This is a genomic window from Mycobacterium sp. UM_Kg27 (assembly GCF_000972905.1).
Classification (GTDB): Bacteria; Actinomycetota; Actinomycetes; order Mycobacteriales; family Mycobacteriaceae; genus Mycobacterium.
In genome coordinates, this window is sequence record NZ_JRMM01000099.1 from 1 (window position 1) to 16505 (window position 16505).

Sequence of the window (16505 nt, forward strand, 5' to 3'; positions counted from 1 at the left end):
CCAGCACTCGAAGGCAGTCTCGGCCGAGTGCGCTACACCACGCTGTATCTGCTCAGCGCGTTGGGCGGTTCGGTTGCGGCCTATCTGCTGGCGCCGCTGAACGCCGCAACAGCTGGTGCCTCCGGCGCCATTTTCGGGCTGTTCGGTGCCACCTTGGTCCTTGGCCGCCGGTTGAACGTCGACGTCGGGTGGATCGGTGCCCTGATTGTCATCAACCTGGTCTTCACCTTCACCGTGCCGAATATCAGCTGGCAAGGTCACCTGGGCGGTCTGATCACCGGGTTGGTGACCGCCTCCGTCTACGGTTACCCGCCGCTGGCCTACCGGGGCCGACTTCAGGCCGCAATCGTTCTTGTGGTGTTGGGCGTCTTGGTAGCGCTGATCTGGTGGCGCACTGCCGAATTGGTCTCCTGATCACGAGCGTGTCCTCCCGCTGAGCCGCCGGGTGGCCCCCTAAGCTTTCGGTGGTCCACCAGCGAGAGGATCGACCAATCGGCGCCAACGGCGACCAAGATGACATGAGTCGACCGGTCGGGAACCGGACTCGCCAGGCCACCTCGATGCGCACCTCGGGTAAATCCCGCTGGGTTGCGCCGGCCCCGCGTGCCGCCCGGTTGACCACCGCGCGCGCCGCGGACCGGGTTCGGCGGGAGCGACGACGCCCGGGCATTCACGCCCTGGATGGTCTGCGTGCGATAGCCGTCGCGCTGGTGTTGGCCGACCACGGCGGCATTCCCGGACTCTCGGGTGGGTTCCTGGGCGTGGATGTGTTCTTTGTGCTCAGCGGGTTCCTGATCACCTCGCTGCTCATCGACGAGCTGGGCCGGACCGGCCGCATCGACCTCACCGGGTTTTGGATCCGGCGGATCCGCCGGCTGCTGCCGGCGCTGGTGCTCATGGTGCTGACCGTCGCGATCGCCCACGAGCTGCTGCCGTCGGAGGCGGTGGTGGGCCTGCGCGAGGACGCGATCGCCGCCTTCTTCTGGATGGCCAACTGGCGGTTCGTCGCTCAGCACACGGACTACTTCACCGAGGCCGGCACCCCGTCGCCGCTGCAGCACACCTGGTCGCTGGGCGTCGAGGAGCAGTACTACTTCCTGTGGCCCCTGCTGCTGATCGCGATCGCGCTGCTGCTGGGGGCCCGGGCGCGGCGTCGCGGCGGGTGGGCTTCCGTCGGCGGGGTGCGCCTGACGGTCTTCCTGGTGGCCAGCGCGGGGGCGGCGGCCTCGGCGACGGCCGCGGAGATGCTCGCCTCTGATGCCACCCGTGACCGGGTCTACTTCGGCACCGACACCCGCGCGCAGGCCCTGCTGATCGGTGCCGCGGCCGCGGCCCTGCTGGTGGGCGACTGGCCGGCGCTGACCGCCGGCTGGTCGGTGGTGCGGAGCCGCCGCGCCCTGTGGGTCGCCCGGCTGATGCCGCTGCTGGGCCTGGGCGTGCTGGCGATGGCGGTCCACCGCGCCACCGGCACGGCCGCGGAGTTCCGCGGTGGCCTGCTCACCCTGGTGGCCGTCGCCGCGATCGCGGTGATCGCCCCGGTCGCCCTGCACCAGAGCGGCCTGGTCGCTCGGGTGCTGGCCTGGTCCCCGCTGGTGTGGCTGGGGACCATCTCCTACGGCGTCTACCTGTGGCACTGGCCGGTCTTCCTGGTGCTCAACGGTCAGCGCACCGGCTGGTCGGGGTGGGCGCTGTTCGGCGTACGGTGCGCCGCCACGCTGGCGCTGGCGGCGGTGTCGTGGTGGGCCATCGAGGAGCCGATCCGGCGGTGGCGGCCCGCGCGGGTGTCGCTGCTGCCGCTGGGGGCGGCGGTCAGCGGAACCGCTGTGGCGGTCACCGTGCTGGTGGTCCCGGTCGTCGAGCGGCCCACGGCCGAAAACGGAGTGACCCCGGATGTGGCCGCGGCCGCGGCGGTGTCCCCCTCACCCCCGGCACGGCTTTCGGACGCCAAGAAGCCACGCCCGCAGCCCGCGCGGCGCGACCCGAACCGGCCGCGCACCGTGTCGGTGTTCGGTGATTCGATCGGCTGGACCCTGATGCACTATCTGCCGGAAACCCCCGGCTATGACTTCATCGATCATACTGTCGTCGGCTGCAGCATCGTGCGCGCCGGTCCGTACCGCTGGGCCGGCAAGACCATCGATCAGGGCAAGGAATGCGACGGATGGCCTGCCCGCTGGACTCGGCAGGTCAAGGCCGACCAGCCCGACGTCGTGCTGTTGTTCGTCGGCCGCTGGGAGACCGTGGACCGAGTCAACGAGGGCCAGTGGTCGCACATCGGCGACCCGACGTTCGACGCCTATCTGATCGCGGAGCTGCGCCGTGCGCTCGACGTGCTGGAGTCCGCCGGCAGCCGGGTCGTGGTGACGACCGTGCCCTACAGCCGTTACGGCGAGCGGCCCGACGGCAGCCTATGGCCTGAGGACAAACCAGAGCGCGTCGACCGCTGGAACGCGTTGCTGCGCCGCGAGGTCTCCGGGCGGAGTGCGGTCACGGTGATGGACCTGAATAAGAAGCTGGGACCGGCGGGCACCTATACCGCCAAAGTCGACGGCATCAAGGTCCGCAGCGACGGTATTCACCTCACGCCCGAAGGGGTGAAGTGGCTGCTGCCGTGGCTGGAGGAATCGCTGAGCTGACCGTCACAGCAAACACTGCGTGAGGGCAACGTCACAGCAGCTCAGCGGTCCAAATTTCAGTTAGTTTCGCTAACATAGTATCTGTCGGCGCAGAATGCGCCCCTCAAAAATCACTTTCCACGATAGCTATTAGAGGTTTGAACATGTCCCCTGTTTCTCCCACCGCTGACGAGGAGCAACTCGCCCGCCGCATCGCCGATCTCGTCGCCACCGACCCGCAGCTCGCCGCTGCCCGACCCGATCCGGCCGTCGCCGCCGTTGTCGAAGGGCTGTCGCGGCCGGCGCAGATCGCCCGGACCATCTTCGACGGCTACGCCGAGCGACCGGCGCTCGGGCAGCGTGCCGTCGAGTACGTCACCGATTCGGGCACCGGCCGTACCGCCGCCGCACTGCTGCCGCACTACGACACCATCACCTACGCCGAACTGGGGGAGCGGGTCCGCGCCGCGGCCGCCGCCCTGTCCGCCGGTGCGGTGCGTCCCGGCGACCGGGTTGCGGTGCTGGGTTTCACCAGCGTCGATTACACGGTCATCGACGTGGCGCTGGGCCAGATCGGCGCCGTGTCGGTGCCGCTACAGACCTCAGCGGCGATCAGCGCGTTGGTGCCGATCGTGGCCGAGACCGAGCCCCGGGTGATCGCTGCCAGTGTGGACTCGCTGTCCGATGCGGTCGAGTTGGTACTGACCGGCCCGGCCCCCACCCGCCTGGTGGTGTTCGACTACCACGGGCAGGTCGACGTCCACCGCGAGGCGCTCGCCGATGCGCGGGCGCGACTGGCCGGCGTCGAGGTGGTTGTCGAGCCGCTCGCCGACCTGCTGACACGGGGCCGCACGCTGTCTTTGCCGGACTTTTCGGCCCAGGCGGACGCTGGCGACGACCCCAACCCGCTGGCACTGCTGGTCTACACCTCGGGCAGCACCGGCGCCCCCAAGGGTGCGATGTACCCCGAGAGCAACGTGGCCCGGATGTGGGTGCGGTCGGCCAAGAACTGGTTCGGCCCGACTGCCGTCTCGATCACGCTGAACTTCATGCCGATGAGCCACATCATGGGCCGGGGCATCTTGTACGGCACTCTCGGCAACGGCGGTACCGCCTACTTCAGCGCACGCAGCGACCTGTCCACCTTCCTCGAAGACCTCGCCCTGGTTCGCCCGACCGAACTGAACTTCGTCCCCCGGATCTGGGAGATGCTCTACCAGCACTTCCGCAGCGAAGCCGACGGTGTGAGCGGAGACCGGGCTGCCGCCGAAGCGCAGGTCTTGGCGCAGATGCGCGCCGAGCTGCTCGGCGGGCGGTGCGTGTTCGCGATGACCGGCTCCGCGCCGATCTCCGACGAGCTGCGGTCTTGGGTGGATCAGCTCACCGAGCAGCATGTGCTCAACGGCTACGGTTCCACCGAAGCGGGCATGGTGCTCTTCGACGGCGAAGTGCAGCGGCCGCCGGTTCTCGACTACAAGCTGGTCGACGTGCCGGATCTCGGCTACTTCGGCACCGACACCCCGCACCCGCGCGGTGAACTGCTGCTCAAGACCGAGAACCTGTTCCCCGGTTACTACAAGCGTCCTGAGGTGACCGCCGAGGTGTTTGACGCCGACGGCTACTACCGGACCGGCGACGTGGTGGCCGAGATCGCACCGGACCACCTGGTCTACGTCGACCGGCGCAACAACGTGCTCAAGCTGGCGCAGGGCGAGTTCGTCACCCTGGCCAAGCTGGAGGCGGTGTTCGGCAACAGCCCGCTGGTGCGCCAGGTCTACGTCTATGGCAACAGTGCCCAGCCCTACCTACTGGCCGTGGTGGTCCCGACCCTAAAAGCTCAGGCGCGCTTCGCATCCGAGGCCGCCCTCAAGGCCGGTATCGCCGAGTCGCTGCAGCAGGTGGCAAAAGACGCCGATCTGCAATCGTATGAAGTTCCGCGTGACTTCATCGTCGAGACCGAGCCGTTCACGCTGGAGAACGGATTGCTGACCGGGATCCGCAAGCTGGCCTGGCCGAAGCTGAAGGCGCACTACGGCGATCGCCTGGAGCGCCGCTACGCCGAGTTGGCCGAGGGCCAGGCCAGTGAGTTGAGCGAACTACGTCAACACGGAGCGCAGCGCCCGGCGCTGGAGACCGTCAGTCGTGCCGCAGCGGCGCTGTTGGGGGCCTCAGCCGGCGACCTGGGCCCAGAGGCCCACTTCACCGACCTGGGCGGGGACTCCCTGTCGGCACTGACGTTCGGCAACCTGCTGCGGGACATCTTCGATGTCGACGTGCCGGTGGGCGTGATCGTCAGCCCGGCAAACGATCTGGCGGCGATCGCCGACTACATCACCGCCGAGCGCAACGGCTCCAAACGAGCGACCTTCGCCTCGGTGCACGGCCGTGACGCGGTCGAAGTCGCCGCAGCCGACCTGACGCTGGACAAGTTCCTCGACGAGGCGACCCTGGCCGCGGCTCCGTCGCTGCCCGGCCCCTCGGAGCAGGTGCGCACCGTGCTGCTGACCGGTGCGACCGGCTTCCTGGGTCGCTACCTGGCGCTGGAGTGGCTCCAGCGGCTGGCTCCGGTGGACGGAAAGCTGATCTGCCTGGTGCGGGCGAAGTCCGACGAGGACGCCCGCCGACGGCTGGACAATGTCTTCGACAGTGGAGACGAGCAGCTGCTGGCCCGCTACACCGAACTTGCCGCCAAGCATCTCGAGGTGATCGCCGGCGACAAGGGCGAGGCGAATCTTGGTCTGGACCAAGATGTTTGGCAGCGTCTGGCGGACACCGTCGATGTGATCGCCGACCCGGCGGCGCTGGTCAACCACGTGCTGCCTTACAGCGAGCTGTTCGGACCGAACGCGCTCGGTACCGCCGAGTTGATCCGGGTCGCGCTCACCAGCAAGATCAAGCCGTTCACCTACTTCTCCACAATTGGTGTGGGCGACCAGATTCCGCTGGGCAAGTTTACCGAGGACGCCGATGTCCGCGTGATGAGCGCGGTCCGGGCGATCAACGACGGCTACGCCAACGGCTACGGCACCAGCAAGTGGGCCGGCGAGGTGCTGTTGCGTGAGGCCAACGACCTGTGTGGCCTGCCGGTCGCTGTGTTCCGCTGCGACATGATCCTGGCCGACACCAGCTACGCCGGCCAATTGAACCTGCCGGACATGTTCACCCGGATGATGTTCAGCTTGGTTGCCACCGGCGTGGCGCCCGGTTCGTTCTACGAACTCAGCGCCGACGGTCAGCGGCAACGCGCCCACTACGACGGGCTGCCCGTGGAGTTCATCGCCGAGGCGTCCACCACGCTGGGGTCCTTCGCGACCGGCGGGTACACCACCTACCACGTGATGAACCCGTACGACGACGGCCTGGGGATGGACGAATTCGTCGACTGGCTGATCGAGGCGGGCTACCCGATCCAGCGGATCGCCGACTACGGGGACTGGTTGCAGCGGTTTGAGACCACGTTGCGGGCGCTGCCGGAGAACCAGCGCCAGGTGTCGCTGCTGCCGCTGCTGCACAATTACCAGAAGCCGCAGCCGCCGATCTGCGGGTCGATCGCACCGACGGAGAGGTTCCGGGCTGCGGTGCAGTCGGCCGGGATCGGGCCTGACCCCGAGCATCCCGACATCCCGCATGTGACGCCGGCGGTGATCGTCAAGTACGTCACCGATCTGCAACTGCTCGGTCTGCTCTGAGTGCAGCACTGAATAGCACTGTCCGCTAATTGGTTTCGTGGTGGTGCTGGTCTCCGGTAGTGCGGCGACCAGCACCGCCACGACCCGTTTGCGTTTGACGGTCCCGTAATTCGATGGGACCATGGTGGTCATTGCCACGACATGCCCGTGTGTCCCGGCCGGAAGGAGGTGAGGGCGAAGTGAGTTCTAGTGACGGTCCGCATCCGTATCCGTGTTCCACGATCGATTTGTTCCTCACCGGTTTCGGCGCCTTTGCTGAAGGATTTTCCAAGGCCTGAGCCACGAGTTCTGCCGACCCTCCGGGTTCGTCGGCCGGTGAGTTTCCCGGCAGGAGAAAATCATGGCTTTCATCACCATCAGCGTTCTTGCTCTCGACGGCTCGTCGGACTACCGGGCGGGCAACCGCACCGTGAACCGGCTGCGCAACCGGCTGGCGGCTCGTCGCGAATTGCGTCGCGAGCAGCGCGCACAGCGCTACGTGGCGCACATGCCCACAGCGGTGCTCGGCGCCTGCTGACGCGGTGCGTCCCGGGTCAAGGCCAAGGCGATCGTAGACGCACCGCGTCTACGATCGCTTCAGCCGTTAAGCCCTAGGCCTGCACGATGATCGGGTCGCCCAGATGCACTGAGTTGAAGTACCACGCCGCGTCTTCGGGGCTCAGGTTGATGCAGCCGTGGCTCACGTTCGAATAGCCCTGCGAGCCCACTGACCAAGGAGCGGAGTGCACGTAGACGCCGCTCCAGGTGACCCGAACGCCGTACTCGCCGTTGATCAGGTAGCCCTCGGGGTCATTGAGCGGGATGCCGATGGTGCGCGAATCGAACTTGATGGTGCGCTCCTTCGACAACGCGGTGAAGGAACCGATTGGCGTGGGGCGCTTGGGTTTACCCATGGACGCCGCCATGATCCGCTGGATCTCGCCGTTAACGCTGACGGTGAAGGTGTGGTCGGAGATGTCGGCGAGTCCCACGACGGCGTCACCGGTCTCGAAGCCCGTCGACATCCCGTGGGCGTCGACGCTGATCTTGCTGTGCGGTGACCAGTAGCCGTCCGGGACCCACTGCACGACATCGCTGCTCGTCCATTCGAAGTGGCCCGCATTGTTGCCCGTGGAGTTGATGTGGATGCCACGTTCGGCGGCCACCCGGTCCCCGACCGGTCCGTTGAAGGTCACGATCACCGGGTAGGCCACCCCCACGACCGAGCCGGCGGCGGGCTCGATGGCCGCGACGGCCAGCCCCCGTGCCGGCGAAGTCTGAGCCGCTTCGCTGATTCCGGCCGAGACCCCGACCGACCCGACAGCCAGGGCCACCGACCCGGCAATCGCCACAATTCCCCGCCTCACGTTGCGCATGCCGTCCATTGTGCCAACAGCGACGGCATCAGCGCAGGTTTAGCCGTCGTCTGACGCGGTGAGCAGGTCCCCCCAGGCCGCCTCGGTCCCGGTCGAGCCGATGTTGTGGATCGCCAACATCGACCCGGCCGCCAGTGCGACCACCACGGTGACGATTCCCAGCCGCAGCAGCGAGCCGATATTGCTACCGCGTGACAGCGCCACGTGCAGCCCGGCCAGCAGTGCCGCGGCGACCGCCAGGCCCAGGGCCATATAGAGGCCGTACTCGCCGGCGGCCATGTGCGCGTCCAGTTCGGGAGACGGGGCGAACTTGCCGGTGTCGGCCAGCCACTCGCCGGCGGTGACCGTGAGCGGCGTCACCAGCAGCGTGATGCCGGCGAACGTCACGACCAACCAGACCAGTCGCCGTCGGGCCGCAGGCCATAGCGCACACACGATCAGCAGGACCGCGGTGAGCGGGACCAGTGAGACCACCACGTGCAGCAGCAGGACGTGGGCGGGCAGCCCGGCGATTGTCGACATGTTCGTCCTCTCTGCGGCGATCAGGCGGTGCTGGCGTGCGCGGCCGCCGACTCTGACAGCGGTTCGTAACGCGCGAAGCCGCGGGTGAACGAACCGGTGCCGTGGGTCAACGATCGCAGGTCGACCGCGTACCTGATCAACTCGGTCTGCGGTACTTCGGCCTTGACGCAGGTTCGGTCGGCCCCGACCTTGTCGGTGCCCAGCACCCGAGCGCGGCGAGCGGACAGATCGCCCATCACCGCGCCGACCAGTTCGTCGGGGATCAGCACGGTGACGTCGTCGATCGGCTCGAGCAGGCGCACCGTCGCGTTGGTTGCCGCGTCACGGAGCGCGGCTGCGCCTGCCATCTGGAAAGCAAAGTCCGAGGAGTCGACGCTGTGCGCCTTGCCGTCGATCAGGGTGACCCGGATGTCGACCACCGGATAACCGCCGCCGGCGTCGCCGGTTAGCCCCCGCTCCATCTGGCCGCGAACGCCCTTCTCGACGCTGGGGATGAACTGGCGGGGCACCGACCCGCCGACCACGCGGTCGACGAACTCGAAGCCGGCTCCCTGCGTCAGCGGCTCCACTTCGATGTCGCAGATCGCGTACTGGCCGTGTCCCCCGGACTGCTTGACATGACGGCCGTGGCCTTTGGCCTTGGTGGCGAACGTCTCTCGCAGTGCCACCCGCAGTCCGACGGTGTCCACCGCTACCGCATAGCGGTGGGCCAGCGCGTCAAGCACGATCGCGGAGTGGGCTTCACCCATGCACCACAGCACGATCTGATGGGTTTCCGGGTTCCGTTCGATACGCAGGCTGGGGTCCTCGGCGACCAGCCTGCCCAGGCCGACCGCAAGCTTGTCCTCGTCGGTCTTGGCGCGCGGAATGACCGCCACGGGCAGTAGCGGATCCGGCATCGACCACGGTTTGCACACCAGAGGTTCATCCTTGTCCGACAAGGTGTCTCCGGTCTCGGCGTGGCTGAGACGGCCGATGGTGCAGATGTCTCCGGCCAGCACGACTGTGGCCGGGCGCTGTTGTCTGCCGAGCGGAAACGCCAGGGTCCCGATCCGATCGTCTTCGTCGTGCTCGCAGCGACCGGTCCCATCGCCGAAGAAACTCTCGCAATGACCGCTGACATGGATTCCGCTGTCGGGCTTGATAGTTCCGGAGAACACTCGCACCAGGCTGACCCGGCCCAAGTAGGGGTCCGACGTCGTACGGACGACTTCGGCCAGCAGGGGCCCGTCCGGGTCGCACGCAAGCCCGGTGCGCGCTACGCCGCTCGTGTCGAACACCTCTGGAAGCAGACGTTCCGGCGGCGCGGGGAAGCCGGTCGTGATGAGCCCGAGCACTTCGGGAATGCCGATGCCGGTGACGCTGCATGCCGGGATGACCGGGAAGAACGAACCGCGCGCCACGGCGCGCTCCAGATCGGCGGTGAGCACCCCCGGGTCGATCTGCTCGCCGCCCAGGTAGCGGTCCAGCAGCGACTCGTCCTCCGATTCCTCGATGATCGCCTCGATCAGCGCGCCGCGCTGCTGCTCGGCGCCGGGTTGGACAGCCCGTAGATCGAGCAGGCCGGCGCCCTCGGCCGGTGCGGGTAGATACAGCGGCAGCACGGTGTCGCCGAACGCCGCCTGGGCGGCGGCCAGACGGGCCGGAAAGTCGGCCCGTGCGTGGTCCAGCTTCGTGACGACGACGGCGCGCGGCATAGCGACCCGGCTGCACTCCCGCCACAGCGCGGCAGTCGCGTCATCGACATCTTCGTTGGCCGCGATCACGAACAGTGCACAGTCGGCGGCCCGCAGCCCGGCGCGGAGTTCTCCGACGAAGTCGGCGTAGCCCGGGGTGTCGATCAGGTTGACCTTGACACCGTTGTGCGCCAGCGAGGCGCACGCGACTCCTACCGAACGTTGCCCACGGAGCTCCGCGTCGTCGTAGTCGCAGACCGTGCTGCCGTCGGCGATGCAACCAGCTCGAGGCAACACCCCGGCGGCCACCAACAGCGCCTCGACCAGCGTGGTTTTTCCGGAGCTGGCCGGACCGACCAGAACGACATTGCGGATGGCGGCCGGCGTGGCCGCGATCGGGGCAGCAGCGCCACTTCGTGAGGTCACGGTCTTGTCTGCCATGGCAGCCTCCTCCGGAGTTCAGCCTTCCCTCAACGGGCGCTGAGCACAAGACTTGCGAACCGGCGGCGGTTGCACTGCCGCCGTATAGCGTTTGCCAGGCCGACTCGAGGTTCCGGTAAGCTGGGCATTCTTGTTTCGCGAGTTCAGCGTCTGCAACATCCCGGGACGTGCCGGGTCGACGCCGCCTGGACTGTGACCCTGACTGCAGGAGGTATGACGGATGAGCGGAGCGTATCGCCCCGGCCGGTGGCGGCTGCTCAGCGTGATGACGGCGGCGGTCGCCACCGCGGGGCTGGTAGCGGTGCCGGCTCAGGCGTCGCCCACTCTGCCCGCTCCTCCGCTCGACCCGTCGGCGATGGTTGCCCAAGTCGGTCCGGCAGTGGTCAACATCGACGCCCAGATGGGCTACCAGAGCGCAGTCGGTGCCGGAACCGGCATCGTGCTGGACCCCAGCGGCGTGGTGCTGACCAACAACCACGTCATCGCCGGCGCGACCGGCCTCACCGCGGTCTCGGTTGCCAACGGCCAGAGCTACGAGGTCGACGTGCTCGGCTTCGACCGCAGCCACGACGTCGCGGTGTTGCAGTTGCGTGGCGCCGACGGGCTGCCCGCCGCCAATATCGGCAGTTCCGCGCGGGTCGCCATCGGTGACCCGGTGGTCGCGATGGGCAATGCCGGCGGCCACGGCGGCATGCCGAGTGCGGTGCCCGGACGCGTCATCGGACTGAACCAGACCGTCTCCGCGGCCGACGAGCTGACCGGCAGCACCGAGACCCTGACCAACATGATCAAGGCCGACACCGCGATCCGCCCCGGCGACTCGGGCGGTCCGATGGTGAACGCCGCCGGACAGGTGATCGGCATGAACACCGCGGCGTCGGACAACTACAAGTTCGCCCAGCCCGGCGGCGAAGGCTATGCGATCCCGATCGACCAGGCGATGGCCATCGCCGGCCAGATCCGGGCCGGCATCTCGTCGAACACCGTGCACATCGGTGAGACGGCGTTCATGGGCGTCGGCGTGGTCGACAGCAACGGCGGCGCGCGGGTCGCGCAGGTGCTCGACGGCACCCCGGCCGCGGGCACCGGTATCGCCCGGGACGACATCATCACCTCGGTCAACGGCCGTCCGGTGAACTCGGCCACCGACCTGACCGACGTACTTGACCAGCGCCACCCGGGCGACACCGTCACGCTGACGTGGCGTAACCCGGGCGGCGGCGAACACAGTGCCACCGTGACCCTGGTTCCGGGTCCGGTCGGCTGACTCACTTAGGCGCGTGTGCTAGATAGACGCTATGGCAGTGAATCAAGACTGTCGTGGGTACTTGCTGGGCTGGCCGGTGTGCTGGCCGCCACGGCCTACACCCATTCCGAGGGCTACTTCGTCACCTTCATGACCGGCAACGCCGGGCGTGCGGCGCTGGGCTTGTTCACCGACAGCCAGTGGATGTCGATTTCGGCCGCCGCCCTGCTGGTGTCCTTCATCTCCGGTGTGGTGATCGCCTCGCTGTGCCATCGCCACGTGTGGCGCAGCCGGCCCCACGGGGCGTTGCGGTTGACCGCGGTGTCGCTGTTCGCCGCGACCGTGACCGACTGGATCGAAGGCGGGCCCGCGCTGCCGGTGCCCCTGCTCCCGATTCTGCTCGTCGCGTTCGGGGTAGGCGCGCTGAACACCACGTTCGTCCGTGACGGCGAAGTGTCGATTCCCCTGAGCTACGTGACCGGCACCGTGGTCAAGCTGGGTCAAGGCATCGAGCGCCATATCAGCGGCGGATCCATTCACGACTGGTTCTTCAATTTCATGCTGCTGACCGGGTACATCTCGGGAGCGGCTTTCGGTGGCCTGATCAGCCTGTTCGTCGGCGGTACCTGGATGCTGGCCACCGCCACGTTCATCTGCCTGATGGCTACCTGGTACAGCCATCGTTACGTCGACAGCCGCGGGTTGTGGCGCTGACCGTTCGCCCGCTTCAGGCGCGCCCCGGGTTCCCTGCCAGCCCGTCCTTCTTTCCCTGAAAAGCACGTCGGCGGCAGTGCTGGATTGCACTGCCGCCGGCGTGTTGGGGGGGTCGATCAGGTCGGGTCGACGCCCACGCCCAGCGTGCGCTGGATGTCGGGCTTCATCGCGACCAGCTGCTGGTTCCAGTACGGCCAGTCGTGCGTGCCGTCGGACGGGAAGTTGAAGACCCCGTTGTTGCCGCCGGCTGCGGTGTAGTTCTGCTGGAACGTCTTGTTGGTGCTCAGTGTCATGCCCTCCAGGAACTTGGCGGGCAGGTTGTCGCCGCCGAGCTCGCTGGGCGTGCCGTTGCCGCAGTAGATCCAGATTCGGGTGCGGTTGGCCACCAGCCGCGGGATCTGCACCATGGGGTCGTTGCGCTTCCACGCCGGGTCGGACGACGGCCCCCACATGTTGGAGGCGTTGTAGCCGCCGGCGTCGCTCATGGCCATCCCGATCAAGGTCGGCCACCAGCCCTCTGACGGGTTCAGGAAGCCGGAGAGCGCTGCCGCGTAGGGGAACTGCTGCGGGTAGTAGGCGGCCAGTGTCAGCGACGAGCTACCCGCCATCGACAGGCCCACGACGGCGTTGCCGAACGGTGACACGCTCTTGTTGGCCTGCAGCCAGGCGGGCAGCTCCCGGGTCAGGAAGGTCTCCCACTTGTAGGTCTGGCAGCCGGTCTTGCCGCATGCCGGCTGGTACCAGTCGGAGTAGAAGCTGGACTGGCCGCCCACCGGCATGATCACCGACAACCCGGACTGGTAGTACTCCTCGAACGCCGGGGTGTTGATGTCCCAGCCGTTGAAGTCGTCCTGGGCCCGCAGCCCGTCCAGCAGGTATACGGCGTGGGTGCCGCCGGGCTGGAACTGCACCTTGATCTCACGGCCCATCGCCGCCGACGGCACCTGCAGGTATTCCACCGGCAGACCCGGGCGGGAGAACGCTGACGCGTCACCCGCACCACCGACAGCCCCGACGAGGCCGCTCAGCAGCGCGGCCCCCACCGCCGCGACCGTGAGCCGGCGCGGTAGCCGACTGGCCGCGTTACGCAACTTCTCAACGCTCTTCATAGCTCTTGTCCCATCCCAATGTCGTGCGGTCTAGCCCTTCTGAACGGAGTCAAACACACCGGCGCCACCGTGACCTGTTCGCCGCCACGGGTTTTCATATCGCGGTTCGGCAACGATTGAGATTCAGCGCGGACTCGCCACCGACCGGATGGGCGTTTTGGTAGGCATATAGTCGACGTAATCATGGACGAAGGGCAGGTCATGCAGGCCAGTGCTGCGGAGACGCCCGGGCCGCTGGCCGGTGTGCGCGTCATCGAGATCGGCAGTTTCGTCGCCGTCCCGCTCGCCGGAATGACGTTGGCGCAACTGGGCTGCGACGTGGTGCGCATCGACCCGGTCGGCGGCGCGGCCGACTACCGGCGCTGGCCCGTCACCGCCGACGGCACCTCGATCTACTGGACGGGCCTCAATAAGGGCAAGCGCTCCGTGGTCGTCGATCTGCGCGCGACCGAGGGGCAGCGGGTGGTGCAGCAACTGATCGCAGACAGTGGCGTGCTGCTGACGAATATGGCTGGCCGGCAATGGCTTTCCTACGAAACACTGGCGGCGCAGCGCCCCGACCTGATCCACCTCGAGGTGCTCGGACGGGCTGACGGCTCCACCGCGGTGGACTACACCATCAATGCCGGTATCGGCTTTCCGCTGGTCACCGGGCCCAGTGATTACGCCGCCCCGATCAACCACGTGCTGCCGGCCTGGGATATCGCCTGTGGGTTGCACGCCGCGCTGGCGGTGTCTGCCGCGCTGCACCGTCGCGACCACAGCGGCGAGGGCTGCCGGATCCGGCTGGCGCTGGAGGACGTGGCATTGGGCACCGCCAGCGCACTGGGTTTCCTCACCGAGGCCATGGTGAACGGCGACCGGCGGGAACGCATCGGTAATGCGGTCTATGGGCAGTACGGGCAGAGTTTCGCCAGCGGTGACGGGGCGACGTTCATGGTCGTCACGCTGACCAATCGGCACTTCGGTGACCTTGCCGAGCTGACCGGGTCGACCAAAGTACTTGCGGCACTGTCGCAAGCGCGTGGAATCGATTTCGGCGACGAAGGGCAGCGCTATCGTCACCGCGACCTGCTGACCGGATTGTTCAGTGGCTGGTTCGCCGAGCGGCCGGCGGCGCAGATCGAAGCCGCGCTGGCGGGGACGTCGCTGCTGTGGGACCGCTACCGCAGCTTTGCCGAGGTAGCTGCCGACGAGCGCCTACGCGACAACCCGATGTTCGCGCCGCTGCATCAGCCCCGGGTGGGGGAGTACTTGGCGGCTGGGCTGCCGGCATCGATCGACGGTGCCCACCCGCCCGCCGTGGCGGCGCCCGCGTTGGGCGCCGACACCGTGCGAGTGCTGGCCGCACGACTGGCAATGAGCACCGACGAGATCAATCAGCTGCGCCAAAGTGGCGTGGTGGCAACGGATTAGCAAAGGGAGCGAAAGCACGTGCGTATCTTCGGATCAATCGATGAACTTGCTGCATGTCAGGGTCAGGTGATTGGGCACAGCGACTGGGTGACCATTACCCAAGACGCCGTCAACCTGTTCGCCGACGCGACGGGTGATCATCAGTGGATCCACGTCGACCCCGAGCGTGCGGCCACCGGGCCCTTCGGCACCACGATCGCTCACGGATACCTGACCCTGGCCATGCTGCCGCAGCTGATGGCGCAGATCAGCCGCCTCGACGGGGTAAAGCTGGCGATCAACTACGGACTGAACAAGGTGCGCTTCCCGGCTCCGGTGCCGGTCGGCTCCCGGATCCGGGCCGAGACTTCCGTGGTAGAGGTCGCCGATGTGGGTGGCGGTGCCCACCAGGTGACCTTCTCGACCACGGTGTCTATCGACGGCCACGCCAAGCCGGCCTGCGTCGCCGAGAGTGTTGTGCGCTACGTGCTCTGAGGACGGCCGGGCTTAGCGTCCCGGCCCCGGGGTCGGGACGCGAAGTAGTGCGCGACGATCGCGGCGATCTGCAGAAATCGACGGCGGGTCGCCGGTGCCATCTCGCTCATCACGTCGATCACTCCGCCCGGGCGCAGGTGCGGGTCGAAGGGAACCTCAACGACCGCCTGGCCGTGCTGCAGGAACTGCGCCGTCAATGCCGAGCGGGTGCGCCGGTCGGCATGACCGTCGGAGTCGTTGAGCACCACCACGGTGCGCTGCAACAGTCCACCCTGGCCGCGGTCGGCCAGCCATTCCATGGTCTTGGCGGCCGCGCCGGCACCGTCCGCCCAAGGCGAAGAGACCACGATCAGCGCGTCCAGGTCACGCAGCGCCTCCTGGGTCACCGGCGAGTCCATCGTCGAACCACAGTCGATGATCGAGATGGTGAAGTGCCGGTCCAGGCGCAGCGCGGCCTCCCGGTACAACGCCGCGTCAAGGATTCGGCGGCTCCCCGCGGCCGGCTCGCCCACCAGGACGTAGAGCCCCGCCGCGTTCGCGCCCACCCGGCTACTGATGTCGGCGAACGACTGCATGCTCTGGTCGGCGGCCAGATCCCAGTAGGAGCTGGTGGCATGCGGGTCGATGCGGCTGCCGAGCCGGCCGAATGCGGTGTCGGCATCCACTGCCACCACGTGGTCGGCCCGGCGCAGTGCGGCGAACACCGATCCGACGCTGGCCGCCACCGTCGTCTTACCGACCCCGCCCTTTCCGAGTACGCCGACCTTGTAGCTGCCGTTGGGCAGGGATCGGATGGCCATCTGGTAGGCCATCTCTTCCCGCTCGGCCGGTGACGGGCCCAGGTTGACCAACCCCAGTGTCGCGGACAGGACCACGCGTCGCCAGCCACGGGCCGGCTGCGGCCGTGGTATCGGACCCGGCGGCGGGTAGGGCCGCGGAGGCGCCGGATGCTGCTGTGGCTGCGGGGGAGGCTGCGTCCAAGGCCCCGGCTGTTGCTGCTGCTGCGGCACACGCTGCCGCAGAAAGTCGTCGTCTGCGTTCATCGGCTCCTCGAGGCATCCGGCGGTGGTACGGCCAGGTGGCCCAATACCCGCAGCCTAGTCGCGGAGGTGCCCATCAACCGTGAGCCAGCCCGAGAAGCGCGAGTCGGGCCGGCTCACCGGTCAGCAGTCGTAGTAGAGGGCGAACTCGTAGGGGTGTGGTCGCAGGTTGACGGGGGTGATCTCGTTCTCCCGCTTGTAGTTGATC

General features: G+C 67.7%; 14 protein-coding genes. 8 read left to right on the forward strand and 6 right to left on the reverse strand.

Annotated features, from left to right (window positions below; all coding sequences use genetic code 11):
- The 4 genes from LI94_RS15145 to LI94_RS23870 form a co-directional block, all read left to right on the forward strand.
- Positions 1–414: rhomboid family intramembrane serine protease (locus LI94_RS15145; RefSeq protein WP_046301689.1), on the forward strand; the 414-nt coding region annotated here is incomplete at its 5' end.
- A gap of 146 nt (positions 415–560) precedes the next feature.
- A complete protein-coding gene (locus tag LI94_RS15150; RefSeq protein ID WP_036457561.1) occupies positions 561–2636 on the forward strand; it encodes an acyltransferase family protein in 2076 nt (691 codons plus the stop codon).
- A gap of 143 nt (positions 2637–2779) precedes the next feature.
- Complete coding sequence (car, locus tag LI94_RS15155) at positions 2780–6304, forward strand: carboxylic acid reductase (protein WP_046301685.1); 3525 nt, start codon at positions 2780–2782, stop codon at positions 6302–6304.
- Between the two features lie 340 nt (positions 6305–6644).
- A complete protein-coding gene (locus LI94_RS23870; RefSeq protein ID WP_155943338.1) occupies positions 6645–6821 on the forward strand; it encodes a hypothetical protein in 177 nt (58 codons plus the stop codon).
- 73 nt (positions 6822–6894) lie between these two features.
- Here the strand turns inward: LI94_RS23870 and LI94_RS15160 are convergent, their stop codons facing one another.
- Genes LI94_RS15160 through LI94_RS15170 form a run of 3 tightly spaced genes read right to left on the reverse strand, consistent with a single transcriptional unit; the run spans position 6895 to position 10298 of the window.
- Positions 6895–7659 (reverse strand): L,D-transpeptidase, encoded by a 765-nt coding sequence (locus LI94_RS15160; RefSeq protein ID WP_046301691.1) that lies wholly within the window; start codon positions 7657–7659, stop codon positions 6895–6897.
- A 39-nt stretch (positions 7660–7698) separates the two neighbouring features.
- Complete coding sequence (locus LI94_RS15165) at positions 7699–8181, reverse strand: hypothetical protein (RefSeq protein ID WP_024441669.1); 483 nt, start codon at positions 8179–8181, stop codon at positions 7699–7701.
- A 20-nt stretch (positions 8182–8201) separates the two neighbouring features.
- On the reverse strand, positions 8202–10298 hold the full coding sequence (locus LI94_RS15170; RefSeq protein WP_046301686.1) for an elongation factor G-like protein EF-G2: 2097 nt from the start codon (positions 10296–10298) through the stop codon (positions 8202–8204).
- 355 nt (positions 10299–10653) lie between these two features.
- On the opposite strand from LI94_RS15170, the gene LI94_RS15175 reads away from it, so the two are divergent.
- Both LI94_RS15175 and LI94_RS15180 read left to right on the forward strand, forming a co-directional pair.
- A complete protein-coding gene (locus LI94_RS15175; protein WP_231384053.1) occupies positions 10654–11565 on the forward strand; it encodes a trypsin-like peptidase domain-containing protein in 912 nt (303 codons plus the stop codon).
- Between the two features lie 15 nt (positions 11566–11580).
- Positions 11581–12258 carry a YoaK family protein gene (locus LI94_RS15180; protein ID WP_046301688.1) on the forward strand — a complete coding sequence of 226 codons (678 nt, stop codon included), beginning with the start codon at positions 11581–11583 and terminating at the stop codon, positions 12256–12258.
- A 116-nt stretch (positions 12259–12374) separates the two neighbouring features.
- Here the strand turns inward: LI94_RS15180 and LI94_RS15185 are convergent, their stop codons facing one another.
- The gene (locus LI94_RS15185; protein WP_024441673.1) at positions 12375–13367 is read right to left on the reverse strand and encodes an alpha/beta hydrolase family protein; all 993 of its coding nucleotides are present in this window, start codon (positions 13365–13367) and stop codon (positions 12375–12377) included.
- A gap of 183 nt (positions 13368–13550) precedes the next feature.
- Here LI94_RS15185 and LI94_RS15190 point away from each other — a divergent pair, with 183 nt between their 5' ends.
- Together LI94_RS15190 and LI94_RS15195 are read left to right on the forward strand one after the other, a co-directional pair.
- On the forward strand, positions 13551–14783 hold the full coding sequence (locus tag LI94_RS15190; protein ID WP_239651242.1) for a CoA transferase: 1233 nt from the start codon (positions 13551–13553) through the stop codon (positions 14781–14783).
- Between the two features lie 18 nt (positions 14784–14801).
- Positions 14802–15257 carry a MaoC family dehydratase gene (locus LI94_RS15195; RefSeq protein ID WP_024441675.1) on the forward strand — a complete coding sequence of 152 codons (456 nt, stop codon included), beginning with the start codon at positions 14802–14804 and terminating at the stop codon, positions 15255–15257.
- Here the strand turns inward: LI94_RS15195 and LI94_RS15200 are convergent.
- Both LI94_RS15200 and LI94_RS24550 read right to left on the reverse strand, forming a co-directional pair.
- Positions 15245–16300 carry a MinD/ParA family protein gene (locus LI94_RS15200; protein ID WP_024441676.1) on the reverse strand — a complete coding sequence of 352 codons (1056 nt, stop codon included), beginning with the start codon at positions 16298–16300 and terminating at the stop codon, positions 15245–15247. The two genes, LI94_RS15195 and LI94_RS15200, sit on opposite strands and share 13 nt — an antisense overlap.
- Positions 16301–16420: 120 nt before the next feature.
- Positions 16421–16505: hypothetical protein (locus LI94_RS24550; protein WP_239651243.1), on the reverse strand; the 85-nt coding region annotated here is incomplete at its 5' end.

Coding starts and splice junctions, on each gene's coding strand:
- LI94_RS15150 (WP_036457561.1), top strand. CDS start 561: ATGCGCACCTCGGGTAAATCCCGCTGGGTTGCGCCGGCCCCGCGTGCC.
- car (WP_046301685.1), top strand. CDS start 2,780: ATGTCCCCTGTTTCTCCCACCGCTGACGAGGAGCAACTCGCCCGCCGC.
- LI94_RS23870 (WP_155943338.1), top strand. CDS start 6,645: ATGGCTTTCATCACCATCAGCGTTCTTGCTCTCGACGGCTCGTCGGAC.
- LI94_RS15160 (WP_046301691.1), bottom strand. CDS start 7,659: ATGCGCAACGTGAGGCGGGGAATTGTGGCGATTGCCGGGTCGGTGGCC.
- LI94_RS15165 (WP_024441669.1), bottom strand. CDS start 8,181: ATGTCGACAATCGCCGGGCTGCCCGCCCACGTCCTGCTGCTGCACGTG.
- LI94_RS15170 (WP_046301686.1), bottom strand. CDS start 10,298: ATGGCAGACAAGACCGTGACCTCACGAAGTGGCGCTGCTGCCCCGATC.
- LI94_RS15175 (WP_231384053.1), top strand. CDS start 10,654: ATGGTTGCCCAAGTCGGTCCGGCAGTGGTCAACATCGACGCCCAGATG.
- LI94_RS15185 (WP_024441673.1), bottom strand. CDS start 13,367: ATGAAGAGCGTTGAGAAGTTGCGTAACGCGGCCAGTCGGCTACCGCGC.
- LI94_RS15190 (WP_239651242.1), top strand. CDS start 13,551: ATGGACGAAGGGCAGGTCATGCAGGCCAGTGCTGCGGAGACGCCCGGG.
- LI94_RS15200 (WP_024441676.1), bottom strand. CDS start 16,300: ATGAACGCAGACGACGACTTTCTGCGGCAGCGTGTGCCGCAGCAGCAG.